The sequence below is a fragment of the Variovorax sp. Soil_C_17 genome, from assembly GCF_057657265.1.
The window spans coordinates 235,546-259,666 of sequence record NZ_JBDGIT010000001.1; the positions used below are offsets into that span (position 1 = coordinate 235,546).

Below are 24,121 nucleotides of genomic sequence, written 5' to 3' on the forward strand. Positions count from 1 at the left end.
TTACCGGAGTTGTTACTTTAGACCGACGCGGTTACAACCCTGGGTTTGCCAGTGTTAATCCTGCTTGAGGTCGCTCGTGCTTCCCAATGATTCGGTCTACCGCTTCGACAACATCGAACTGCATCCTTCCACCCGGCAACTGCTGGTAAAAGGCCAGCCCGCCCCGCTGGGGGCGCGGGCCTTCGATGTGCTTTCGGCCTTGATCGCGCACCGCGAGCGCATGTTGACCAAGAACGAGTTGCTCGAGATGGTCTGGCCGAACGTGGTGGTGGAGGAAAACAACCTCCAGGTGCATGTGAGCGCGCTGCGAAAGCTGCTGGGGCCCAAGGCCATCGTCACGATCCCGGGCCGCGGCTACCGCTTCGCGGCTGCGCTGGACGCGCTGCCCGCATCGGCTGCGGCCGCCGCCGCGGGCACTGCCCCGCCTGCACCGAGCCTCAGGGGCGCTCCCGTTGCATCCGCCCCCCGGGCGCTGCGCTCGGACACCGGCAACCTGCCCGCGCTGCTGCCCCCCTTGCTGGGCCGTGATGCCGAGCAGACGATGCTGCGCGAGCTGGCGCGCAAGCATCGGCTGCTCAGCTTGCTGGGGCCGGGCGGCATCGGCAAGACCAGCCTGGCGCGCGCCGTGGCCCGCCAGGTGGCGCACGAATTCCGGGACGGCGCCTGGATGGTCGAGCTGGCCTCCGTCTCGGACCCGGCCGCGCTGCCCGGCGCGGTCGCGCTGGCCCTGGGCATCCACCTGCCCGGCCGGGCCGACGCGAGCGTCGAGCTGGCCGAGCGCCTGCGCGGCCACGAACTGCTCGTGCTGGACAACTGCGAGCACCTGATCGAGTCCGTGGCCTCGCTGGTGAGCGACCTGCTCGATGCCGTGCCGGAGCTGCATGTGCTGGTCACCAGCCAGGAGCCCTTGAAGCTGGCGACCGAGCGGCCGGTCCGGCTCGGCGCCCTGGCCGTGCCGGACCATGCCGTCCTGGCAGACGCGGCAACGCACGGGGCCGTGGCCCTGTTCGTGGCCCGGGTCGGCGCCTTGCAGCCGAACTTCCGGCTCGACCAAGGCAACCTGGACGCGGTGGTGGACATCTGCCGCGAGCTCGACGGCCTGCCGCTGGCGCTGGAGCTCGCCGCCGCGCGCGTGCCGCTGCTGGGCGTGCAGGGCGTGCGCCAGCACCTGGCACAGCGCCTGCACGTGCTGAAGAACGGCGTGCGCGATGCGCCCTCGCGCCACCGCACCCTGCGCACCACCCTCGATTGGAGCCATGCGCTGCTGAGCCCGGACGAGCAGAAGGTGTTCCGCCGGCTCGGCGTGTTCGTCGGCGGCTTCGGGCTCGAACTGGCACAGCAGGTGGCGTGCGACGAGAACATCGACATCTGGGCCGTGCTGGATCATCTCGGCAACCTGGTCGACAAGTCGATGGTCGTGGTCGATGCCGGTCCGGTGCCGCGCTACCGCCTGCTGGAGACGGCACGCGCCTACGCCCGCGAGCAGCTCGAGGCGGCCTGCGAATGGGACACCCTGCGGCAATGGCATGCGCGCTGCATGCACGCGGCGCTCGACCGCCGCGTCTATGCCGGGTGCCAGGTCGCCGAAACGGTGGACCAGTGGGTGCTGGCCAGCACGCCCGAGATCGACAACCTGCGCAGCGCGATCGAATGGGCTTGCGGCCCGGGCGGCGATGCCGCCGTGGCGCTCGACCTGGTGAACGTCGCCGCCGTGCTGATGTACCAGGCCGGCCGCTACCCCGAGTGCCTGCGCTGGATGCTGATGGCCGAGCCCCTGATCGACGAAGCCACGCCGGCGCAGGTGGTGGCCGAGTTCAGCCTGGGCCTGGCGCTGGTCGGGCTGCATGGCGGCGTCAGCCTGCAGCGGCGGGTGCAGCTGCTCGACCGGGCCTGCGAGATCTTCGAGCGGCAGCCGCCGGACGGTCTGCTGGCCCTCAGCCTGTGCTCGAGCGCCTACGTGGCCGCCGTGAGCGGCGATTTCGACGGCGCCGAGCGCAGGCTGGCCCAATGCCGCAAGCTGGTCGAGCAGCCCGGGCTTCGCGCCTTCAAGGGCACCTTGCTCTATTGCACGGGCATGGTGCGGCGCTACCAGGACCAGCCGGTCCAGGCGCTGGCGGCCTTTACCCAGGCGCTGCCGCACGTGCGCTCGGAGGGCAACGCGCGCACGCTGTTCCATGTGCTCAACAACCTGGCTGCGATGCACCAGGAACTGGGGCACATCGACGAGGCGGTGGCCCAGTTCCGCGGGCTCATCGACCATCTGCAGCGCTCGCCGCTGGCCGATGCGCAGATGCTGGCCTTCGCGCTGAACTGGTACGCGCACGCGCTGACCGGCCAGGGCGCGCTCGAGGAGGCCTGCGCCCAGGTGCTGCGAAGCCTGCCGCATTGCCGCCGCTCGCTGGGGCTGCGTCACTTCTCGGGCATGCTGGCGCTGCTGGCGGCGCGCCAGGGCCGGCTGCGCGAGGCCGCGCTGCTGGTCGGCTGCGACGACGCCGCGCGCCGGCGGCGCGGCGAGCGGCGCTCGCCCAGCGACGAGCGCACGATGACGGCGGCCATGGCGCTCATCGGCAGCGCGCACCCGGCGGCCAGCGTCGAGGCCTGGCGCCTGGAAGGCGCCGGGCTCGACGAGGATGCCGTGGTGGCACTGGTGTCCGACCATCTTCTCAACGCTGCGTCGGATCCGCACGTTCGAGCTGCGTGATCAGATAGGGGTAGACGTCCCGCGCCGCATCGCGTCCGATGAACAGGTCCATGTGGGCGTAGCCGTCGAAGATGTGGCGCGTGTAGAGGGCCGGGTCGTTGAAGGCCGACAGCCAGCGTTGCGTGCGGATGCAGGTCTCCGGGAAGAAGAGCTGGTTGCCGGCGCCGGCCACGAAGCTGATCGGCAGCGCCAGGCGCTTCGCCTTCTCCGGCACGAGGTAAACGTCGCGCCCCTCGCTGTCCACCGCCCTGGCCTGCTGCATCATCAGGCTCAGCTGCTCGAAGGGGCGCAGCGATACGCAGCCGAACATTTCCGCCAGCGCCGTGTGGGTGGCGTTGTTCAGCTGCGCATGCGTGTACGAAGGCCCGAAGATCGAGAACACGCGGCGGCACAGCGGGTTCTTGCATTCCTCGCCGTCGGGAACGGGCACCTTCCAGGCCAGCGTGTCGATCTCGCGGTCGAGGTCGGTGGTGCCGGGCACGCAGTCGAAGCGGTCCTCGAGCGGCGCATAGCCTTCCAGCAGCCGGGCCAGGCCGAGGTCGGCCTTGGCGTAGTTGAGCCAGTTGGTGACCGGATGCAGCGTCAGCTGCGAGGAGACGATCGAGCGCACGCCGGTCATGCCGTCGAGCAGGGCCATCAGCAGGCTCATCGAGCCGACGCAATGCGCGATCGCCTGCAGGTCCGGTGCGCCCGTGGCCTCCAGGATGAAGCGCACCGCGGCCGGCCAGTCGATGCGGGCGATGTCGTCGATGGTGAACGGAGCGATGGGGCTGCCGGAGTCGGGGCTGGCCCGGTAATCGAAGAGCCACACGTCGTAGCCGCGCGCGCACAGCGCTTCCACCAGGTTCTGCTCCACCGTGTCGGTGGCGAAGGACGAGGCCCGCACCGAGAAGCCCGGCGCCAGCACCACCGGCCCGCGGGCGCCGCCGGCATAGCGGGTCAGCTTGATCTCGAAGCCATCGCCGACGTCCACCCTGTGCGTCACCGGCACCGGTGCGCGCAATGCCCGCCGTTGCAGCTGGGGGAGGTCGAGCGCCGGGAAGTTGCTCAGGTCCGCCAGCAGGCCGCCGTAGGCGCGGAACAGCGTCGTGCCGAAGAAGCCGCCGAACTTGGCCAGGTACGCGGCGTTGATGGCGTCGCGCGCGGCCGGCACCTGCTGCTCCAGCTCGCCCAGCAGGTTCGTGGGCGGCTCGAGACGAAGGGAAAAGGCCTGCCGCAGAAGGTCTTCGAGGTCGAGCGTCAGGATGCCCTGCGCGACCAGCGGGCGCTGGGCGCTTTCTGCGTCGTGCACCCGCACGAACAGCGTGGTGGTGTCGGTCCATGGTGAGGACCCCGGCCGCTGGTGCAGCACCTTGTGCCCCTTGAAGCGCAGCCGCGAGTCGCCGCGCTGCAGCACCATCTCGTAGGTCATGGTCCAGGTTTCCACCCGCTGCGCGTCGGCCGGCAGCAGGTGGAACACGCCGCTCTGCACGGGCATCGGCTCGTGCCACAGCGCCGGGCAGGTGACGCTCCCTGAGATGGTGGCGGCGTGGGTCGGGTCCGTGACCATCTGGTACAGGTCGTGGGTATGGATGGTCAGCTCGAAGCGCATCGCCTGGTTGCGCACGCGGCCCCACGCGCTCGCAACTTCGTAGTCGTCGGCGATGCGGCGTGCCGCGCCGGAGCGCGCGACCACGGCCTCGGTGCTGATCCACCCCTGCATGGTCTCGGTGAACTGGAAGCTCGGGCTGAGCAGCGCCGGGTCTTTCTCGATCAGCAGCTTGATCGCGTGCTTCGCCAGCTCGATGGCGCCCGCTTCGAGGTGGCCGGTCGCGTTCCGGAGCAGCGCTTCGGCGTCGTGCGCGATCGACGAGATCTCGCGCGCCATCCGCTCCAGCAGGCCCGAAGGCGGCGCGGGGGGAAGTGCCGCGGCGGTTGCGGAGGCGCCGGCGCCCGCCGGCAAGACCTGGCGCGGCTGCAGGCCGAGGTCGATCGCCCAGCCCCGGGCGTCGCACAGCGCCTGGCAGGTGCGCTCGGCCAGCGCGGTGATGGTCAGCAGCGGATTCACGCCGGCCGCGCCCGGCAGCACCGCGCCATCGCAGACATACAGGCCTTCATGCACTGCGTCGCCTTCGCTGCCGGAGAACACCTGGCCCTGGTGGTTGACCACGCCATCGCCCGCGTTGTCGCCCATGCCGCAGCCGCCGAGCGGATGCACGGTGATCAGCTTGCGGCCGAGCGATTCGGCCGACAGCGGATTCGGGATGAACTGGCCCTGGATGGCATCGTTCGCGGCCCGCAGCCACGCCTCGTCCTTGGCGATGGTGGGGCTGGAGCCGGCCTCCGGCCAATCGATGCGCAGCCGGTCTTGCTCGAGGTGCAGGCGGCCGGCCGCCTCGTCCACGCTCATCACCAGGTAGGTCTGCGTGCGGCCCGCCGCGCCGGTGTAGGCCAGCCGGGTCAGGCTGCCGGGGTCGCTCTGCACCGCCTCGCCCAGTGCCTGCGCATCGAGCAGGCGGGGCTTGGCCTGCGAGGCGCCGTAGGCGAATTCGCCGCCGAGCATCGCGTCGGCGAAGAACAGGGCCGGCGTCAGCAAGGAGGCCAGGGCGCCGGGGATGACGCCCTCCTCGATCACCAGCCCGTCGCGCACCTCGGGCGTCTGGCGCATGTCGATCACGCCGGTGATGCATGGCCCCGGCAGATCGGCCGGCGCGACCTCGTTGCGCCCCGTGCCCACGCCGTTGATGTTGCGCTGCACCGCCTGGCCCTGCGCGTCGGTGCCGGACTGCCAGTAGCTGTTGTAGCCCAGCGCGAGCACGTCGCCGTTGCCGGAGAAGCGCTGGCCGAGCCGCTCCGACAGCGGCAGGCCCATCGCCTTCGAGCGCAGCAGGATCTCGGTCGAGCCCAGGGCGCCCGCGCCGAGCATCACCACGTCGGCCGTGACGCTGCGCCGGCCGGCGCTCCCCTGCGCGGCCGGGCCTTCGGCGCCGCGCAGCGCGACCTCGTCGAAGAACACGCGCCAGCGCGCGCCGTCGCGCTCGACGTGGCTGACCCGCGCGCCGGTGAAGATCTGCGCACCGCGGCCATGCGCGTCGGGCAGGTAGTTCATGCGCGTGGTGTTCTTCGCGCCCACGTTGCAGCCGCTGGTGCAATCGCCGCACAGGTTGCAGCGCGGCTGCGCCACGCCGAAGGGGTTCACCTGGTCGACGAAGTTCACCGCGATGGGCGGACGCTTGAAGGGCTTCTTCATCGTCGCGGCCGATTTCTGCAGCGCCAGCAGCTTGTTCAGAGGCGGAAAGTCTTTCGAATCCTCGGGATAGGGCGAGGGGTCGAGCATCTCCCGGGCCCGCGCGATGTAGGGGTCGAGCAGCTTCGGGTCGCGGCGGAACTGCGCCGGCCAGGGCGTGGCATCGAACAGGCGCGGGTCGATCTCCAGCGCGACGTTGGCATTGATCAGCGAGGTGCCGCCCAGGCCGCAACCCACCATCGCCAGCATGTCGTCGTTCAGGTGCAGGTTGTACAGGCCGTCGGCCGCGCCGAGCTTGCCGCGCGCACCGTCGATCTGCATGTCGGCCTGCGCGGTGGCGAGGTCGTTCGGGAACTGGCCGGGCAGGATCTCGCGGCCGCGCTCCAGCACGCACACCGCCTGGCCGGCCCGCGCAAGGCGCGAAGCCGCCACGCCGGCGCCGTAGCCGGAACCGACCACGACCACCGTGTAGTGCGCGGCGATCTCGCCGAGGGGGCGGGAAATGGGCTTCATCGTCATGCCTGGGTCCTCGCCGCCGTCCTGGCCCGGGCCGCCATCCCGGCCCGTGCGTCCGCGATCACCGACACCGAGGCGGTGAAGAACTCGTCGAGCAGCAGCGTGGCGCGGCTCTGCGTGGCCTTTTGCGCGTGGCGCGAGAACGCCTCCCAGGCCGGTGCGATGCGTTCGATGCCGGCGGCCAGTGCCGCCAGCATCGGGTTGTCGCGGTCCCGGAAGCCGCCGATGCCGCGCGCGTGCACGGGGGCCACGCGCCCGTTCACCGGATCGTTGAACAGGCGCAGCGATGCGACGTTCAGCGCGTCGTCGATGAACATCGCCGAGGCGCCCTGCGTGCTGGTCATGGTGGGCTGGTCCATCACCCAGCCGCCGGTGTTGAAGATGCCGACCGGCCGGTCGTAGCCCGGCACCGGCAGTTCGTCCTCGAAAGGCTTGTGGCTGTGGCCGAAGACGAAGCTGAAATCCAGCTCCGAGGGCTGGAGCCCGGCCTGCTCGAGCTGAAGCTTCACCGGCCCCGAAAGGTACCAGCGCAGGTCCGCCACGTCGTCGCTGCTCATCACCTCGGCATAGCCGTCCCGCTGCGACTCGGCACCCCGGCCCAGCGTGGCATCGAGCGCACCGAGCACGAGCTGGTTGACCGTGACGCCCTGGAACACGTCCGTGCTGCCGCTCACGCCGAAGTTCTGGTCGAGCTTGGCCACCACCAACGCAGCCAGCCGTTGCGAGAAGTCGTGCGATGCGGCGGCATCGCGCATCACCTCGTAGAGCTTGCCGGCGCCGGCCCCGGTGAGGCCGGAGCTGCCGAGGTCGGACCACATGAAGTCGACCCAGGCGCCGTTCTGGCCCTCCAGGTCGGAGACGGTCACGGCCGCGGGGTTTCGTCCGGCGCTGCGGCCCGGGGCCTGCGCGTTCAGCATCGTCATCACCCGGTACATCGGGTCGATGTAATGGCCGTGGTGCAGCACCACGCAGCGCCGGCGCGACGCATCGAGCAGGCCGAGGTTGGGGTAGGCGATGTCGACCCGCGCGTCGGCCAGGCCCGGGCAGCCGGCGGCGAGCCGCGTCAGCATCGCCGAGCCGATCCGGGAGGCCTCGGCCTCTTCGCCCGCAGGGTCGAACAGCGCGGTGTGCTTGATCAGGTCATCCTCGACACGGCCCTGCTGCAGTGCGTCCTGGTACTGCTGGTCCTGCGCGATGCGCCAGAGGTGGTGGTCGTGGTTGCCGGGCACGTACAGCACGCGCGGGGCGAACACGGGCCGGCCGCCGTCCTGCATCACCGTCTCCACGAAGCAGCGGAAGGCGGCCGCCACATCGCCCATCGGCGACAGCCCCATGTCGAGCACGTCGCCCAGCAGCACCAGGGTCGGGGGCGGGCCGTCCATGGTGGCCAACAGCTCGCGCAAGGCGCTGCCGAAGGCGATCTGGGTGTCGCTCGGGCGGCCGGGGTCGGGCCGGCCTTGCGCGTCGGCGTAGGTCAGGATGCTGTAGGCCGCGCCGAGGTGGAGGTCGGACAGGCAGACATAACGCGGTGCTTTGTGGGCCATGGTTCGTGGGCGATCGATCGAACCCGGCGGGGTCCGTGCCGGGACTGTCGCCGAAGGCGCACGCGGCGTCACCAAGGCGGCCCTTAAACGTTCTGAATTCGTGCGTTGGCGGGCGGCCTGAAGCGGGCTTCAGAACGCTTCAGTACTACTTAAGGACCGGACGCGGCGTGGTGCGAGATCCTTGCGCTCCTTTCACAAGCCAACCGGAAGAGCCCATGCCCAACGTGAACACCAGCCCGGCAGCAGCCATCGCCGCGACGCGTCGTGCCGTGGGAGTGCCCCGGCACGTGCGGCTGCGCAACGGCGCGCCCGTCCAGATCCGCGCCGTGCGCTCCGACGACGCGAGACGCTTCGGCGCCTTCGTCGCCAGGCTGTCGGCCGCCTCGCGGGGCGAGCGCTTCGGCCGCGGCCTGGGGGCCTGCTCGCCGGCGATGCTGGTGGACCTGGTCAACGTGGATGGCGTGCGCCATGTCGCTTTCGTCGCGACGCTCCGGCTGGATCGTCACGAGGAGGTGATCGGGGAGGCGCGCTACGACGTCAGCGCCCAGGGCGACTGTGCGGAGCTGACGCTCGTCGTGGGCGACACCTGGCAGGGCCAGGGGCTGGCCGACCACTTGCTCGATCTGCTGCTCGACTCGGCACGCCATGCCGGCCTGCGCCGTCTGGTCTGCGAGGTGCCGTCCTCCAACCGCCGCGCGATCCGGTTCATGCAGCGCATGGGCTTCGTTGCAGGCGCGCAGGGGGCTGACCGGCCGGTGCTGCACATGGAGCGCAGCGTGGTCGCTCGGATGCCGCAGGCGCCCGCGCCGCGGGCCGTCGACGTGCTGCGGCGCTGGCTGAGCAACCAGTTCTTCCAATTCGGCTTCTGAATGGCCTTTCGGGCCGGGATAAGATGCCGCGCTTTTGGCGCACCGGCGCACGAAGGGACCGACATGGCGATCACCACCGATGGACCGCGTGCGGGCGCACCCGTGCGGCGCATTCGCGAGCTGCCGGGGCCGCGCGGCCTGCCGGTGCTGGGCAACGCACTCCAGATCGAGCGCGAGCGCCTGCACCAGAAGGTCGAGCAGTGGGCGCGCGCGTACGGCGAGATCTACCGCTTTCGGATCGCCTCCCGCGAGTTCGTCGTCATCTCCGACCCGGCGACGGTCGCCGCGGTGCTGCGCGACCGGCCCGACGGATTCCAGCGCAGCGCCAAGCTCAATGCGGCGGCCCGCTCGCTCGGCTTCAACGGCCTGTTCACCGTCAACGGCGACGAATGGCGTCGGCACCGGCCCATGGTGCTGCGCGGCCTGGACCCGACCCACATCAAGGCCTTCCATCCCACGCTGGTGAAGGTCACGCAGCGCTTCGAGGGCCGCTGGCGCCGGGCCGTGGAGGCCGGGCAGGCCATCGACCTGCAGGCCGACCTGATGCGCTACACCGTCGACGTGACCGCGGGCCTGGCCTTCGGCACGGACATCAACACGCTGGAGTCGGACGAGGAGGTGATCCAGCAGCACCTGGACAAGCTGCTGCCCGCGCTGGCCAAGCGCGTGCTGTCGCCGCTGCCGCGCTGGCTGACGCGGCGCGACCGGGCGGTGGAAGCGGACCTGGCCGCGGTACACGGCGCCGTGAACGCTTTCATTGCCGCCGCGCGGCAACGGCTCGCCGACCAGCCCGAACTGCGCGAGCACCCGCGCAACCTCATCGAAGCCATGATCGCCGAGCGCGACCGGCCCGGCTCCGACCTGAGCGACGAGGACGTCTCCGGCAACATGCTGACCATGCTGCTGGCCGGCGAAGACACGACGGCCAACACGCTGGCGTGGATGATCTGGCTGCTGCATCGCCACCCCGAGGCCGCGCAGCGAGCCGCCGAGGAAGTGCGCCGCGTGCTCGGCGCCGAGGCCCATCCCAGCCACGAGCAGCTGGGCCGGCTCGATTTCGTGGAGGCCTGCGCGCACGAAACGATGCGGCTGAAGCCGGTCGCTCCGCTCCTCATCCAGGAGGCGGTGCGCGACACGGTGGTGGGCGGCGTGGCGGTGCCCGCCGGCACGCCGGTGATGTGCCTGATGCGCCCCGGTGCCGTGAATGCCGCGCATTTCGCCGATCCCCAGGCCTTCCGGCCCGAACGCTGGCTCGCAGGGGATGGCCCGGGCCGCGCCGCGGGCTCGGCCAAGCGGGTCGCCATGCCTTTCGGCGCCGGGCCGCGCACCTGCCCCGGCCGCTACCTCGCGCTGTCGGAGATGAAGATGGTGGCCGCCATGCTGCTGCGTGCCTTCGACATCGCGGACGTCTCGAACGCCGACGGCACAGAGGTGCAGGAGCGGCTGGCGTTCACGATGTCGCCGGTGGGGTTGAGGCTGCGGCTGCAGCGCGCGCCACGAGCTTGAAGGTGCCGGTGGCCATCGCCACCAGCGTGCCGTCCTCGGTGTGGACTTCACCGCGCGCGAAGCTGATGGAGCGTCCGCGCCGGTCGCAATGGGCGGTCGCGATCAGGTCGCCGCTGCCGGCCGAGACGAAGTGCAGCGTGAGGTCGATGGTGACCACGCCGAAGCCGGCGGGATCGTGCGAGCGCACGGCGGCTGCCAGGGTGCAGTCCAGCAACGATGCGATGGCGCCGCCATGCACGTCGCCGCGGCTGTTGGTCTGTGCGGCCTGGTAGTGCATGCGGATGCTGGCCCTGTCCCGACCGATGGCCTCGCCGCGCAGGGCCATGGCGCGTGCCATGGGCATCGGCAGACCGAACAAAAGGCCAAGTGCTTCTCCCTGGAAGGCGTTGGCGTCGGACACGTCGGGACTGCTCGTCATGCGAACTGCCTTGCGTCCTTGCCGTTGCGGCTGGCTTGATCGATCAGTGCGCAGTCATCATCCATACCCATCCTCGTGACCTGGCCCGAATGTAAGGCGCACGCCGCGCGCCTGACAAGCGCTGCCGCCGGGCGCGCCAGCCCTGTACCTGCGGGCGCAGATTGCAAGCTGTTCGCGCAATGGTGACGCATTGCACGAACGGCCCCAGGCCAATCGGCCGCTGGGCCGTTTGGCGGATAGGCAAGCGCGCGCTCCGGGCCTAGCATGACGACGCATCTTCTCTCCGGGAGTTCGTCGCCATGGACACCAAGCACGCCAGCCTGCAGCCACAAGACCCGGTCGCCGCCAAGCTCGGGACCTACATCACCCGCGCAGGGATCGCCCTGGCCGCCCTCCTCTTCGCGCTGTCGTACCTGCGCAGCTGACGCGGCTGCCGCGCGTCTACTCCGCGTCGGGCGCCACCGGGTGCGCCGCCATCTGCTCCAGCGCCTTGACCAAGGCCGAATGATCGAGCTGGTCCCAGCCGTGCGCGGCGCAGGACTGCATCAGCTGCGCGGCCGAAGCCGTCTGCGGCAACGCCACCCCCATCGATCGCGCGCCGGCCAGCGCCAGGCTCAGGTCCTTCTGGTGCAGCGCGATGCGGAAGCCCGGGTTGAAGGTGCGCTTGATCATGCGTTCCCCATGCACTTCCAGGATGCGGCTGGCCGCGAAGCCTCCCATCAGCGCCTGCCGCACCTTGGCCGGATCGGCGCCCGCCTTGCTTGCGAACACCAGCGCCTCGCCCACGGCGGCGATGTTCAGCGCCACGATGATCTGGTTCGCCACCTTGGTGGTCTGGCCGTCGCCGTTGCCGCCGACCAGGGTGATGTTCTTGCCCATCTTCTCGAACAGCGGCTTCGCGCGCTCGAAGGCGGCCTCGGGCCCGCCCACCATGATGGTCAGGCTGGCGGCCTTGGCGCCCACCTCGCCGCCGGAGACCGGCGCGTCCAGGTAGTCGCAGCCCAGCTCGTTGAGCTTCGCGGCGAAGCGCTTGGTGTCGATGGGCGAGATCGAGCTCATGTCGATCACCAGCTTGCCCTTCGACAGACCGGCGGCCACGCCCTCCTCGCCGAGCAGCACCTGCTCGACATCGGGCGTGTCGGGCAGCATGAGGATCACGACCTCTGCCGCGCGCGCGACCTCCGCGTTGGTCTTGCAGACGGTGGCGCCCTTCAGCGCATCCGGCACCTTGCTGCGCGTGCGCACGATCATCTCGTGGCCGGCCTGCATCAGGTTCTGCGCCATCGGCGCGCCCATGATGCCCAGGCCGATGAATCCGATCTTCATGTGGAGTCCTTTCAGTAGGTGGAGGAGTTGGAGGGCGTCGCGCTCGGCGGCGTGGCGCGCATCTTGGCCAGTACTTGCTGGGCGCCGGCGGCGATCAGGCGCGCGTCGGAGCTCACGGTGACGAACTGGAAGCCCTTGGCGACGCGGGCCAGCGCGCCCTCGGCCGTGCCGTTGTGGATGCCGGCGACCAGCCCATGGGCCTTGGCGCGCTCGAGGATGTGGTCGATGGCTTGCGCCACGGGCGGGTCCACGTCGTCGAAGACCGGACGGCAGCCGAGTGCCAGCGACAGATCCGAGGGGCCGATGTAGACCGCGTCCAGGCCCTCGACCGACAGGATGTCGTCCAGGTTGTCCAGCGCCTGTGCGGTCTCGATCATCGCGAAGGTGACGATGGTGTCGTTCGCCTCCTGCGGATAGTCGGCCCCGCCGTAGAGCAGGGCGCGCACCGGGCCGAAGCTGCGCGTGCCGCGCGGCTCGTAGTGGGTGTAGGCCACCAGGCGCTGCGCTTCCTCGCGCGTGTTGACCATGGGGCAGATCAGCCCGTAGGCGCCGGCATCCAGCGCCTTCATCAGCGCGGCCGGATCGAGCCAGGGCACGCGCACCACCGGCACCGTGTCGGTGGTGGAGATGGCCTGCAGCATGCCGACCATGGCCTGGTAGTCGACCACGCCGTGCTGGAGGTCGATGGTCAGCGAATCCCAGCCCTGGTGGGCCATGGTCTCGGCCGAGAAGCCGTTGGGGATGGCGAGCCAGCCATTGACGGCGGCCCCACCGGACTTCCACAGCGTGCGCAGGCGGTTCTCTCTCATGGGGCTTCCTTCAGGAGGGTGGGTCAGCGGACGAAGGCGGGGCGCTTCGGATCGAAGCTCCAGCCGGGGATCAGATATTGCATCGCGGCCGCATCGTCGCGCGCGCCCAGGCCATGCTGCTTGTAGAGCTGGTGCGCCTTCTCGACCTCGGCCATGTCCAGCTCGACGCCCAGGCCCGGCTTCCTGGGCACCTGCACCAGGCCACCCTCGATCTTGAGCGGGTCCTTGGTGAGGCGCTGGCCGTCCTGCCAGATCCAGTGCGTGTCGATGGCGGTCACGCGTCCCGGCGCCGCGGCACCCACGTGCGTGAACATGGCCAGCGAGACGTCGAAGTGGTTGTTGGAATGCGAGCCCCAGGTCAGACCCCAGTCGCGGCAGCTCTGGGCCACGCGCACCGAGCCGGCCATGGTCCAGAAATGCGGATCGGCCAGCGGGATGTCGACCGACTGCAGCGCCAGCGCGTGGCTGAGCTGGCGCCAGTCGGTGGCGACCATGTTGGTTGCGGTCGGCAGGCCGGTGGCGCGGCGGAACTCGGCCATCACCTCGCGGCCCGAGAAGCCTTCCTCTGCGCCGCAGGGGTCCTCGGCATAGGCCACCACGCCGCGCATGCGCTGGCCCAGGCGGATCGCATCCTTCAGGAGCCAGCCGCCGTTCGGGTCGAGCGTCACGCGCGCCTCGGGGAAGCGCTCGTGCAGCGCGACCACGGCATCGACTTCCTCGTCCCCGCGCAGCACGCCGCCCTTGAGCTTGAAGTCGTTGAAGCCGTAGCGCGCCTTGGCCGCCTCCGCCAGGCGCACGATGGCCTCCGGCGTCATCGCCTTCTCGTGGCGCAGGCGCGACCAGTCGTCGGCGGCATCGGCCTCGCGTGCGTAGGGCAGGTCGGTCTTGTCGCGGTCGCCGACGTAGAAGAGATAGCCCAGCATCTCCACCGCCTCGCGCTGCTGGCCTTCGCCGAGCAGCGCGGCCACCGGCACGTCCAGGTGCTGGCCGAGCAGATCGAGCAGCGCGGATTCGATGGCCGTCGCCGCGTGGATGGTGGTGCGCAGGTCGAAGGTCTGCAGGCCGCGGCCGCCGCTGTCGCGGTCGGCGAACTTCTTCTGCACTTGCTGCAGCACCCGCTGGTGAGCCCCGATGGGCTGGCCGACGACCAGCTCGCGGGCGTCTTCCAGCGTCTGGCGGATCTTCTCGCCGCCGGGGACCTCGCCGACCCCGGTGCGGCCGGCGCTGTCGGTCAGCACCAGCAGGTTGCGGGTGAAGAAGGGGCCGTGGGCGCCGCTCAGGTTGAGCAGCATGCTGTCGCGGCCGGCCACGGGAATCGCGCGCAGCTCGGTGATGACGGGGGTGGTGGTGTCGGACATCGCGCTTCAATCAGTCGATGGTGATCTTGCCGGTCTCGATCACTTTCTTCCAGCGATCGAACTCTTGTTTCTGGAACGTTGCAAACTGGGCCGGCGTGTTGCCCACCACTTCGAAGCCGATGGCGGTGAACTGCTGCTTGACGGCCGGGTCGTTGAGCGCGGCCACGATCGCCTCGTTGGCCTTGGTGCGCACCGTGGGCGGCAGGCCCTTGGGCGCGACGATGGCCTGCCACGAGTAGACCTCGACGTTCTTGACGCCGGCCTCGGCCATGGTGGGCACGTCGGGCAGCACCGGCGAGCGCTTCGTGCCGGTCACCGCCAGCGCCTTGAGCTTGCCGCTCTTGATGTGCTGGAACACCGCATTGACGTTCTGGAAGGACGCTTCCACCTGGCCGCCGAGCAGGTCGGTGATGGCCGGCGCGCCGCCCTTGTAGGGCACATGCAGGCCGGTGGTGCCGGTCTCCTGCCAGAACAGCTCGGCCGTGAGGTGGTCGCTGGAGCCGTTGCCGGAAGAGGCGAAGGTCATCTTGCCGGGGTTCTTTTTCTCGTGGGCGATCACGTCCGCCAGCGTGTTGTGCGGCGAGGCAGCGGGCACCACCAGCACATTGGGCGCCTGCACCGCCACGGTGATCAGGTCGAAGTCCTTCAGAGCGTCGTACTGCAGGCCCTTGATCAGGTGCGGTGCGATCACCAGCGGCCCGAGCGACGCGACGAGAAGCGTGTTGCCGTCGGGCGCCGCGCGCTTGACCAGCGTGGCACCGATGGTGCCGGTGGCGCCGGCCTTGTTGTCCACCAGGAAAGGCTGGCCGAGCTTCTCGGTGAGCTTCGGGCCGATGGCGCGCGCCACCATGTCGGTCGAGCCGCCGGCCGGGAAGGGGACGACCAGCGTCACCGGTTTCTGGGGCCATTCCTGGGCGTGGGCGAAGCAGGCCGTCAGGCCGATGGCCAGGGCGCCGAGCAGTTTCTTCATGGGCTGTCTCCGGAAAATTAAAAAAGGGGCGCCACTCGAGCATCGACCTTCGTGGTAGCGCTACCGTGGCATGCCCGAATGGTAGCGCTACCGTTTTCCGCGTCAAGTGCCCGTTGCTCAGGGTTTCTACCGATCAGGCGCTGGCCCGCTCGACGATCGAAAAGCCGATGTCCACCACCCGCTCGGGCACCGCGCGCCCCTCGGCGCGCTCCACGATGAAATGCGCCGCCTGCCTTCCGATGGCTGCGCTGTCGATGCGCACCGTGCTCAAGGCCGGATGCAGGTCGGCCGCGAACTCCAGGTCGCCGAAACCGACCACGGCCAGCTGCTGCGGCACCGCGACACCGCGCGCCTGGGCCTCGATCATCACGCCCAGGGCGAGCAGGTCGGAGCTGCAGAACACGGCGTCGATGCCCGGCGTGCCTGCGAGCAGCTCGGCCAGCGCGCGGCGCCCGCTCCCGAGCGTGGTCGGCGCGGGGACGTAGATCAGCGGCACCTCGGGCAGGCCGGCGGCGCGGGCCGCGTCGCAAAACGCCTGGTGGCGCCTGCGCGAGCGCTCGTCGTCCCCCGCCACCACCGCCAGCCGCCGGCGGCCCCGGGCGCGCAGGAAATCGACCACCGCGCGGCCCACCTCGGCATGCGAGAAGCCCACCAGCATGTCCAGCGGCGTGGGCGTGAGGTCCCAGGTCTCGACCACCGGGATGCCGGCGGCCAGCAGGCGCCGGCGCCCCTCGGTCGAATGGAGGATGCCGGTCAGCACGATGCCGTCGGGCCGGCGGCCGATGATGGCTTCGAGCAGCGCGTCTTCGCGCGACTCGGCATAGCCGCTCTGGCCCAGCATGAGCTGGTACCCGTGTTCGGCCAGCGCCTCGGTGAGGGACTGCACGGTCTGCAGGAACACCGGCCCCGCGATCGTCGGCACGACCGCGGCCACCAGCCGGCTGCGCGTCGAGGCCAGCCCGCCGGCCATCACATTGCGCACGTAGCCCGTGCGGGCGACGGCGTCCGCGACCTTCCTGAGCACCTCGGGCGAGACCTGGGCCGGGGTGTTGAGCGCCCGCGACGCCGTGATGGGCGCGACGCCGGCCAGCTTGGCCACGTCGTGCAGCGTGACGGCGCCGCTGCCACGGCGGCTGCGACGTGCGGGGGAGGCCTCGGGGTTCATTGGCGCGATTCTAGTGGGACGATAGCGCTACCTTCACCCCTTCGGCAGAGGCTCGGCAAGACAGGCGTGCGCGGCGCCGGAGCCTCCTTTCGGCTAGTGCTTCCGGTGAATGCTTCCGTTTGCAACGCGCAGTAGAGTCAATGCTCACCTACGGGACCGGACGCCATGGCCAAGCAGATCTACATCACGCGACGCGCTGCTTGCAAGCGGAGCGGGCAGCCGGTCGGCAAGGCCTGAATGCCATGGACAACCTTGCCACCCTCACCCTGCCCGTCGCGGCCTGCCCGGCGACCGTGAGCAGCGACTGGCCCACGCAGCAGCCGGACTGGGCCGAGTTCGAATGCGCCGGCAAGCGCGCCCTGCCCGAAGGCCTGCGGCTGCACGACTACGAGATCGTCGGGCCCATCGGCGAAGGCGGCTTCGGCGTCGTCTACCTGGCCTGGGACCTGGCGCAGGAGCGCCACGTCGCGATCAAGGAATACCTGCCGGCGGTGCTGGCCGCACGTGCCAGCGCCTCCACCGCGGTGGTCGTCAAGTCGCCGCGCTACCGGGACAGCTTCCGCATCGGGCTGCGCGCCTTCGTCAACGAAGCGCGCATCCTGGCCCGCTTCGACCATCCCTCGCTGGTTCGCGTGCTGCAGCACTGGGAGGACAACGGCACGGCCTACATGGCGATGCCCTATTACCAAGGCCCCACGCTGGCACACGCGCTGGCCGAGTTGGGCCGCCCTCCCGAGGAGGCCGAGCTGCGCGCGTGGCTGCGGCCGCTGCTCGACGCGCTCGGCACGATGCACGCGCTGAGCTGCTATCACCGCGACGTCGCGCCCGACAACATCCTGCTCACCGACACCGGCCCCGTGCTGCTGGACTTCGGCGCCGCGCGGCGCGTGATCGACAGCGCCGGGCAGTCCTCGGCAGTGGTGTTCAAGCCCGGCTTCACGCCCATCGAGCAATACGGCGAACTCGCCTCGATGCGGCAGGGGCCCTGGACCGATCTGTATGCGCTGGCGGCGGTGGTGTATGCCGCGATCACCGGACAGCCGCCCATCTCGTCGATGGAACGCATGCCGGACGATCCCCTGCAGCCGCTGCGCGAACTCGCGCACGGCCGCTATGGCGAGCGCTTCCTGGCCGTCATCGACGCCGCGCTGTCGGTGCTTCCGCAGGACCGTCCGCAGAGCGCGGCCGAGTTCGCAGCCCGGATGGGCGCCGAGGCCCCGGCATGCGAGACGGGCGGCGATGCCGCCCGCGCGCCCAGTGAGCCGCCGGCGGTGGAGTCAGCAAAGGCGCCTGCGCTGCACGCCGCGGCCCGGAGTTTCGTGCCTGCGATCGCCCGGCCTGCGGCGCCCAGAGTCCAGCTCTTTGCGGCAATGCCGCCGCGCCCGCGCCCGACGCCGGCGCCGGTGCCCCGCAGCCGCTTCAAGCTCCCGGCGCTGGCGGCGACCGCGGCCGTGCTGGTCGGCTTGGTAACCGCCGGGCACTACCGCGTCGGCGATCCGACGCGGACGGAACCGCCGATGGCCGTGCTGGCCACCATGCCTGCGACGCCGGCTCCGACGCCGGAACCCTCGGCTGCGGCGCCCACGGCGCCTGCTGTGCGGGTGGCAGCGATCCCCCCACCGCCGACACCGGCACTTGCGCCGGCCCAGGTGCAGCCCCCGCGCCTTCACGCCGTGCCACCGGCGCCGCTGGATGCACCGGAGTCCGCGGCGAACGTCCAGGCCTTGCCATTGCCTGGCCGCGCCGCGCTGCCGCCCGTCGCCCTTGCACCGGCGCGCGCCGATCCCTCGCCCGACAAGGCGTCGCGCGCTTCCGTCAGGCCGTCGCGGCAGGCCGTGGAGCCGGCCCGCCCGGTCCGGCGCGAGACGCGCACGCCCGCGCCCGACCCACCGCCCAGCGTGGTGGCCGCGGCCGCGCCGGCCCCCGCCAGCCGCTGCAGCGAGCTGCTGCTGCGCGCCTCGCTCGAACCTCTGGGCGCCGGGGACGCGGCCGTTCTGAAAAAGGGATGCGAATGACGATCACGACCTTCACCCGCTGCCGAGGGGCCCTGTCCCTGGCCGCCGTCCTGCTGCTCGTGGCCGGCCTCGCCGGCCTGGCCGGCTGCGCGACCCCCGCGCCGCCGCCGCCCTCCAAGGCCGAGCTGCCCTTCGACCAGGCCGTCGCCCAGGCGACCGACGGGCTGGTCATGCAGACGCCGAAGCAGCCGGCCCTGATCGCGCGCATGAGCGCCAAACGCGGCGTGGTGCTCGACCCGATGATCGATGCTCGCAGTGCCCAGCAGACCGTCGCCACGCAGCAGCTGCAGGAGCGCGTCAGCGAGCGCATCGGCTCGAAGCACGAGTCGATGGAGATCCTGCCTTTCCAGCGCTCGAACCTGGCCAGGGCACGCTACCTGCTCACCGGCACCATGACGCGGCTGTCGGTCGAGCAGGCGCGCAGCCCGCTGCGCATCGACCTGGCCTTGACCGAGCTGGCCAGCGGCATGGTGGTGGCCCAGTCTTCGGTGGTGGCGCGCGACGACGGCCTGGACCACACGCCGCTGCCCTACTACCAGGACACGCCCGTGCCCCTCAAGGACCCGATCATCGAAAGCTACGTGCGCACCACGGCCACGCCGCCGGGCCAGCGGGCCGACCCGTACTACCTGGAGCGCATCGCAGTGGCGCCGGTGATCAAGGACGCCACTACCCACTACAACGCCGAGCGCTACCAGGACGCACTGACGCAGTACAACAGCGCCGCCGGCGGCACGGCCAGCGACGCCCAGCTGCGCGTGCTCAACGGCATCTACCTGAGCTCGGCCAAGCTGGGGCGCACGGCGGAGGCCGAGCAGGCGTTCGGCAAGATCGTCGCCTACGGCATCGCCCAGCAGCAACTGGGCGTGAAGTTCCTGTTCAATCCGGGCGGCACCGCGTTCTGGTCCGACGCGAAGATCAGCGGCCCCTATCCCATGTGGCTGCGCGAGATCGCCAAGGCCAGCGCCGAGGCCGATGTCTGCATGGACATCGTCGGCCACACCAGCCGCACCGGCTCGGCCGCCTTCAACGACATGCTGTCGGTGCAACGGGCGCGCTACATCCGCCAGCGGCTCATCGGCGAGGCCATGGAGCTGAGCGGTCGCACCAAGACCAGCGGCAGGGGCTTTCGCGAGAACATCATCGGCAGCGGCACCGACGACGCGGTCGACGCGCTGGACCGGCGGGTCGAGTTCAGGATCGTGGGCTGCGGCTGAGCGGCGCGGTCTTCATGCGCGAGGGCGTGGCCTGTGCCGAATGGCGCTGCGCTGCCGCCCCGGGCGAGTCCCGCGGGACGGTTCAGGCCAGGCAGCGCACGCGCCGGTTCGACAGCTTCACCAGCAGCTCGTCGGCCACCTCGACTGCACGGTGTTCCATGACGGCGACCGGATAGCTGCCGATGACGATGTTGTCGAAGCTGACGGTGGCATAGCTGAATTCGCGGCCCAGCGCGGCCGCCGCATCCTGCAGGCACCGGGCCACCGTGGGCAGCCCTTCACGCGCGTAGCGACGGGTGCCGTCGCCGATGCCGATGTACGAGTTGAAGTTTCGGTCGCCGCGTTTCGTGATTTCGACGGCAGGTTGCATCGCTGTTCTCCCAGAGTTCGCTGGGGCGATTCTGGCGAGCAGGCGGGCCGTGCGGAACTGGCCATTGGTCTAATTTGCCGCCCGGGTCCTCCATCTTGAGGAGGCCGCCCGGCCTGCGGCGGCCTCCTCCTTGCTCAGCTGCGGGCGCGCTCCTGGTCGCGCAGCATCTTCACCTGGTCGTGGTTGCGCTGCGCGCCCTCGGCCTGCCGCTCGACCACGCTGCGCACATCGGCCGGCAGGTTGTACTTCAGGGCCTTGCGGTAGCGCGCCACGGCCGCGTCCTCGCCGCGCTCGCATTCCTCGAGCATCGATAGATCGCTGTTGGCGCCCACCATCCCCTTCACATGCACCCAGCCGCGGTGCATCGCGCCGGCCGTGCTGCCGCCCTGCGCCGGCTTGCCGCCTTGCGCCTGGATCAGCTGCGCGAGCTCGCTGGCGGCTTGCGCGCAGGCGGAGGCACGGTCGCTGAACAAGCGCTTCATCTCGGGCGATTTCACCTCCTCCGCGCAGGTGCGAAAGCCGTATTCACCGTCACGCGCGTTCTCGAGCAGGTCGTTCAGGATGTCCACCACCTCGCCGGCGGCCAGGACTTCGTTATCCACTGCCATGAAAGTACTCCTTGGAATCAGCGGTCCCCGACGCGGGAACGCTTGCTGGTGCCTGCAATGATTGAGGGCTGGGCCGCCCGCTGCGTCAGCCTCGCCTGACGGCGCCTGTAGGGCGGTGCCGCGCGCCGGAAGCCCAGGCCGCGTCACTTCGTCGAGAGGCTCGCTTAGTCCGCCATGAAGCAAAGAACGGCGAGGCGCCGGCAGCTTGATGGGCGGGTTCACCTGCCTCTTGTCGAAGCCCCGTCGTGCCTCGACTTCAGCCCTCGCAACGAAATGCCAGCCGGCTTCCCGCACAAGGGCCAGCAGTCCTTGCCGCGCGAACAGCCATCGCCGCGCATCGCGTGGCTCGTAGATATTCGAGAGCTTTTCGATGATGAACTCCAGTTCGAGCAGTCGCTTTTCTGTGCCCGCTCGGGGAAGCATTCGGCCCGCGCTCCGCGCTCCATTGCGACACCGTGTCTGGACTGTCGCTCAGGACGTTGGCAACGTCCGTAAAGCTCATGGCCCCCTTCCCGTGCATCGATTCGAGGCGTCGTGCAACCGCATTGGTTCTCATGGCCGGCGATCCAACGTGTCAACCCGCAACAACGAGCATGCAAGCTCCGACTCCCCCCGGGCATGTGCCGAAGCTGCTTCCTCGAGCAGCGCCTTGGCGAAATTCGGATCGCGTTGCATGCGAGCAGTCACGGTCTTCGCATACCTGCGAGTCAACGGCGCAGGACGCCTCCTTGTCATGCCGGTTCCAGGCCGATCGCTTCGGCGATGTGTGGAAGCTTCGAGCCGTAGTGCGAGTCACGTGACGCCGGGCTTTGCTCGGCTCGGGAAAAGTCGATGCTGTTGATCATGTACGCGGCGAACACCTCTTGTGCCAGCGCATCGTGCTCGTCCTCGCCCTGATTGCCAGGTGTCGGCTGTCCAGATATCACCGATTGCAGTCCTCCCAGCGGCGGGTGCACATGGGTCGCATCGTTCATGGCTGCTATGGCCTCCCAAAGTTTGTTTCTTCTTGAGATGGCCGCGCTCATGCGCGAAAAAGATCTTGCTGGCACTTCTAAATCGCCGTCAGATTGCGCGACAAAAAACGAGTTTTTGTTTGCCAACGGCTCGACTACAGTCCGCGGCACCAAAAACAAGCGGGCTCCCCCAATGAATAAAAAGATCGCTGCATTGCCAGCGCTTGCATCGATGTCGCACGCATCGATGCCATCCGATCGCCATCTGCCGGCGCGGATGTCGAGCCGCACAGTCCTTGCCGTTTTCCTGTTCGGCGTTGCTCTCGCAGCCCATGCCGGTTCCGTGAACCACACGTATGACGCGCTGGGCCGCCTGGCCAGCACCGTCTACAGCAACGGTACCTCCTCCACCACGATCACCTACAGCTTCGACGCCGCAGGCAATCGCACCTCGGTGGTGAACACTTCGCCGTAGCCAGCCGGCTCTCGCTGCACGTCGCAATGCGTGCAGCAAGTTCTCCAACAAAAATCCTCGGGGAGTTCCCATGTCCAAGCTCGCGCGCGCCTGCGCCGTTGTCGTGGCCGTTGCCACATCGCTTGCAGGCGGCATCGCTGCCGCGCAGATCCAGAGCGGCGTGGCTCGCAAGGCGGCACCGCCTTCGGTCGCCCTCGGCGTTCCCGTCGCCAATGCCAATGCCAGCCAGCGTTCGTCTTCCAATGCCGCGGCGGGCTCGGGCAGTTCCCTGAGCTTCGCCAGCGGCCAGCCCGCCCTACGCTACCTGCCGGACGATCTGCCCACGGCCAAGGACCCGGTGCGGCGCGAAGCCGTCAAGGACGGCGCGAAGGATGCCGGTGCTGTCGCCCGCGGTGCAGCCCCAGCCGGCAACACCAGCGAGTTCGCCCCCGCCCCCGGCGTCCTGCGCGCCAACATGCCCCCGGTCAGCTTCGCCGAGGCCCAGCGCGTGCTGAAGGCGAGGGTCCTTCCGGCCAACCTCAATCAAGGCGTCACTGCGGCTCCCAAGACCAGCAAGACCTCGGCCTCGACCTCAACCTCAATGGTCATGAAGATCTCCGGCGACGCCAACGCCCTGGGTCCGGCCTCCATCGCCGAGCTCGCGCGCTCCTTGCGCCACCACACCGGCCAGCAGCTCATCGGCGAGCTCGGGCTGTACTACTACAAGGCCCGCTTCTACTCGCCGAGCCTGGGCAGGTTCCTGCAGACGGACCCGATCGGCTACAAGGACGACGTCAACCTGTATGCCTACGTCGGCAACAACCCCGGCAACCGGATCGATCCGACCGGGCTGGCATCGCTGGGGGCGTGGGCGAGTTCCGCTCGGGCGAGTACCTCATTGAGCACCTTGGCCGGCGAAATCAGCTGGATCAATGGGGGAACTGCACCGGCGGGCTCGGGAGATGCCTCGCACCAAGTGGCTTGGATCACGCCGATGGACATGATGAATGCCAAGAGACATAGCCTACTTGAGGGCGGAGGAGGTGGCGGCGGGGGTCTTGCCGGCGGATCCGGGCTTGGAGCAGGTGCACGTCCACCGAACTACACCCCGCCCGGGGCAGGACGAAGCGGTGCCTTCAACGAAGCGAAGCGCCTGAACGGTGTACCGACAAGCCAACAGCCGACACAGGTTCTGCAAAATGTGGATAGGCGCAATGTTGAGCAGCCGGGACGAATCTACGAGTTTGAAATCCCAGCTCGAGGCGGCGACACGAAGACAATAAGAATTCGTGATGATGCAGGTGGCCATAACTATGGTCCTGGTAATTCGCAGAACCGCGGACCTCACTTCAACGATCCGAAGGGCAACCACTATGACTATTAATATCAGAGTAGAAGCGGCAGAAAACCTCTTCACAAAGAACGAAGTAATAAATTTTGCCCAAGCCGCCGCCCCATCGACGAACGCTGTGGCAGGCGCAAGCTGGGTTGTTGATGGGTCCTCTTATGAGGCATTCCTGCTTGTGTTCAATCACGTCCTTACGTTAGTAAAAAGCAGGCTTCCCGACCACGAGTTATGGCTGCTCGTCGGATCGCAGGTTTGGCAACCCGATACAAGAGTAGTTCGCTACTACAAACTTTGGGACGGTTTGCGGCGACGCGGGCACAAAATACCAGACAACAAACAATCGATTGAAGAAGTAATGATCGAATCTCAGGGTAAATTAAAATTTTTTGGAGCGGCCAAACTGTTTGAGTTCGCAGTCGAAGAGGCTGCCCGAATTCTGTTTGAGGAGCACTGCGCATACGTTGTCGCTTGGCCCAGCGGTCTCCCTATCCATACCTTGCTTGAGCATGGCTGGTCTTCCGATGCACGGCCCGACCTTGAGTTCATTAGTCGCAGCGCCGACTCCGATGCATTGCTGCTCAAGAAAATTGGGGAATTCGACGACCCCGAGCGTGGGCTTCTTGCCATGGGTCGCCAGCCCGTTGTGAACGCACTCTTTTCCTAAGGACTGCAACGAAGACAGTCACCCGGACAACAGAAGAGATTGACTGCGTCCACTTGAACGGGCGAGATGCATTCGCTGGCAGCC

The 24,121-nt window shown here is 69.2% G+C and carries 20 protein-coding genes; 9 read left to right on the plus strand and 11 right to left on the minus strand.

Going from position 1 to position 24,121, the window contains the following annotated elements; translation table 11 throughout:
- Window positions 1–76 precede the first annotated feature (76 nt).
- Window positions 77–2,701 carry an ATP-binding protein gene (locus tag AC3A6Y_RS01110; RefSeq protein ID WP_487866388.1) on the plus strand — a complete coding sequence of 875 codons (2,625 nt, stop codon included), beginning with the start codon at window positions 77–79 and terminating at the stop codon, window positions 2,699–2,701.
- Here the strand turns inward: AC3A6Y_RS01110 and AC3A6Y_RS01115 are convergent.
- Together AC3A6Y_RS01115 and AC3A6Y_RS01120 are read right to left on the minus strand one after the other, a co-directional pair.
- Window positions 2,664–6,446, minus strand: coding sequence for an alpha/beta fold hydrolase (locus AC3A6Y_RS01115; protein ID WP_487866389.1), 3,783 nt, complete (start codon window positions 6,444–6,446; stop codon window positions 2,664–2,666). The two genes, AC3A6Y_RS01110 and AC3A6Y_RS01115, sit on opposite strands and share 38 nt — an antisense overlap.
- Window positions 6,443–7,987, minus strand: coding sequence for a metallophosphoesterase family protein (locus AC3A6Y_RS01120; protein WP_487866390.1), 1,545 nt, complete (start codon window positions 7,985–7,987; stop codon window positions 6,443–6,445). Before AC3A6Y_RS01120 ends, AC3A6Y_RS01115 begins: the two co-directional genes overlap by 4 nt.
- Before the next feature lie 215 nt (window positions 7,988–8,202).
- Here AC3A6Y_RS01120 and AC3A6Y_RS01125 point away from each other — a divergent pair, with 215 nt between their 5' ends.
- Window positions 8,203–8,856, plus strand: coding sequence for an N-acetyltransferase family protein (locus AC3A6Y_RS01125; protein WP_487866391.1), 654 nt, complete (start codon window positions 8,203–8,205; stop codon window positions 8,854–8,856).
- 63 nt (window positions 8,857–8,919) lie between these two features.
- Window positions 8,920–10,362, plus strand: coding sequence for a cytochrome P450 (locus tag AC3A6Y_RS01130; protein ID WP_487866392.1), 1,443 nt, complete (start codon window positions 8,920–8,922; stop codon window positions 10,360–10,362).
- On the opposite strand, the gene AC3A6Y_RS01135 is transcribed toward AC3A6Y_RS01130, so the two are convergent.
- A complete protein-coding gene (locus tag AC3A6Y_RS01135; protein ID WP_487866393.1) occupies window positions 10,307–10,780 on the minus strand; it encodes a PaaI family thioesterase in 474 nt (157 codons plus the stop codon). The genes AC3A6Y_RS01130 and AC3A6Y_RS01135 overlap by 56 nt on opposite strands.
- Window positions 10,781–11,079: 299 nt before the next feature.
- On the opposite strand from AC3A6Y_RS01135, the gene AC3A6Y_RS01140 reads away from it, so the two are divergent.
- The gene (locus AC3A6Y_RS01140; protein WP_487866394.1) at window positions 11,080–11,205 is read left to right on the plus strand and encodes a hypothetical protein; all 126 of its coding nucleotides are present in this window, start codon (window positions 11,080–11,082) and stop codon (window positions 11,203–11,205) included.
- Window positions 11,206–11,221: 16 nt separating this feature from the next.
- On the opposite strand, the gene AC3A6Y_RS01145 is transcribed toward AC3A6Y_RS01140, so the two are convergent.
- The 5 genes from AC3A6Y_RS01145 to AC3A6Y_RS01165 form a co-directional block, all read right to left on the minus strand.
- Window positions 11,222–12,106: a 2-hydroxy-3-oxopropionate reductase gene (locus AC3A6Y_RS01145; RefSeq protein ID WP_487866395.1), complete on the minus strand. Its 885-nt coding sequence runs from the start codon at window positions 12,104–12,106 to the stop codon at window positions 11,222–11,224.
- An 11-nt stretch (window positions 12,107–12,117) separates the two neighbouring features.
- Window positions 12,118–12,915, minus strand: coding sequence for an HpcH/HpaI aldolase family protein (locus AC3A6Y_RS01150; protein ID WP_487866396.1), 798 nt, complete (start codon window positions 12,913–12,915; stop codon window positions 12,118–12,120).
- Window positions 12,916–12,938: 23 nt separating this feature from the next.
- A complete protein-coding gene (gudD, locus tag AC3A6Y_RS01155) occupies window positions 12,939–14,273 on the minus strand; it encodes a glucarate dehydratase (RefSeq protein WP_487866397.1) in 1,335 nt (444 codons plus the stop codon).
- Window positions 14,274–14,283: 10 nt separating this feature from the next.
- Window positions 14,284–15,243, minus strand: a complete 960-nt coding sequence (locus AC3A6Y_RS01160) for a Bug family tripartite tricarboxylate transporter substrate binding protein (protein WP_487866398.1) — start codon at window positions 15,241–15,243, stop codon at window positions 14,284–14,286.
- A 133-nt stretch (window positions 15,244–15,376) separates the two neighbouring features.
- Window positions 15,377–16,408: a LacI family DNA-binding transcriptional regulator gene (locus AC3A6Y_RS01165; RefSeq protein WP_487866399.1), complete on the minus strand. Its 1,032-nt coding sequence runs from the start codon at window positions 16,406–16,408 to the stop codon at window positions 15,377–15,379.
- A 242-nt stretch (window positions 16,409–16,650) separates the two neighbouring features.
- Here AC3A6Y_RS01165 and AC3A6Y_RS01170 point away from each other — a divergent pair, with 242 nt between their 5' ends.
- Window positions 16,651–18,423, plus strand: a complete 1,773-nt coding sequence (locus AC3A6Y_RS01170) for a serine/threonine-protein kinase (RefSeq protein WP_487866400.1) — start codon at window positions 16,651–16,653, stop codon at window positions 18,421–18,423.
- A complete protein-coding gene (locus AC3A6Y_RS01175; RefSeq protein ID WP_487866401.1) occupies window positions 18,420–19,640 on the plus strand; it encodes an OmpA family protein in 1,221 nt (406 codons plus the stop codon). Before AC3A6Y_RS01170 ends, AC3A6Y_RS01175 begins: the two co-directional genes overlap by 4 nt.
- Window positions 19,641–19,722: 82 nt before the next feature.
- On the opposite strand, the gene AC3A6Y_RS01180 is transcribed toward AC3A6Y_RS01175, so the two are convergent.
- The 3 genes from AC3A6Y_RS01180 to AC3A6Y_RS01190 all read right to left on the minus strand — a co-directional run bounded on the left by AC3A6Y_RS01180 (window position 19,723) and on the right by AC3A6Y_RS01190 (window position 21,592).
- Window positions 19,723–20,010, minus strand: coding sequence for a hypothetical protein (locus AC3A6Y_RS01180; protein ID WP_487866402.1), 288 nt, complete (start codon window positions 20,008–20,010; stop codon window positions 19,723–19,725).
- Between the two features lie 134 nt (window positions 20,011–20,144).
- The gene (locus AC3A6Y_RS01185) at window positions 20,145–20,618 is read right to left on the minus strand and encodes a ferritin-like domain-containing protein (protein WP_487866403.1); all 474 of its coding nucleotides are present in this window, start codon (window positions 20,616–20,618) and stop codon (window positions 20,145–20,147) included.
- 731 nt (window positions 20,619–21,349) lie between these two features.
- Entirely contained in the window at window positions 21,350–21,592 is a 243-nt protein-coding gene (locus tag AC3A6Y_RS01190; protein ID WP_487866404.1) for a hypothetical protein, read from the minus strand.
- Here AC3A6Y_RS01190 and AC3A6Y_RS01195 point away from each other — a divergent pair.
- The 3 genes from AC3A6Y_RS01195 to AC3A6Y_RS01205 all read left to right on the plus strand — a co-directional run bounded on the left by AC3A6Y_RS01195 (window position 21,591) and on the right by AC3A6Y_RS01205 (window position 24,037).
- Window positions 21,591–22,046, plus strand: a complete 456-nt coding sequence (locus AC3A6Y_RS01195) for a hypothetical protein (RefSeq protein WP_487866405.1) — start codon at window positions 21,591–21,593, stop codon at window positions 22,044–22,046. The genes AC3A6Y_RS01190 and AC3A6Y_RS01195 overlap by 2 nt on opposite strands.
- A 70-nt stretch (window positions 22,047–22,116) precedes the next feature.
- Window positions 22,117–23,409 (plus strand): RHS repeat-associated core domain-containing protein, encoded by a 1,293-nt coding sequence (locus AC3A6Y_RS01200; RefSeq protein ID WP_487866406.1) that lies wholly within the window; start codon window positions 22,117–22,119, stop codon window positions 23,407–23,409.
- The gene (locus AC3A6Y_RS01205) at window positions 23,399–24,037 is read left to right on the plus strand and encodes a hypothetical protein (protein ID WP_487866407.1); all 639 of its coding nucleotides are present in this window, start codon (window positions 23,399–23,401) and stop codon (window positions 24,035–24,037) included. The genes AC3A6Y_RS01200 and AC3A6Y_RS01205 overlap by 11 nt, the downstream gene beginning before the upstream one ends.
- Window positions 24,038–24,121 lie beyond the last annotated feature (84 nt).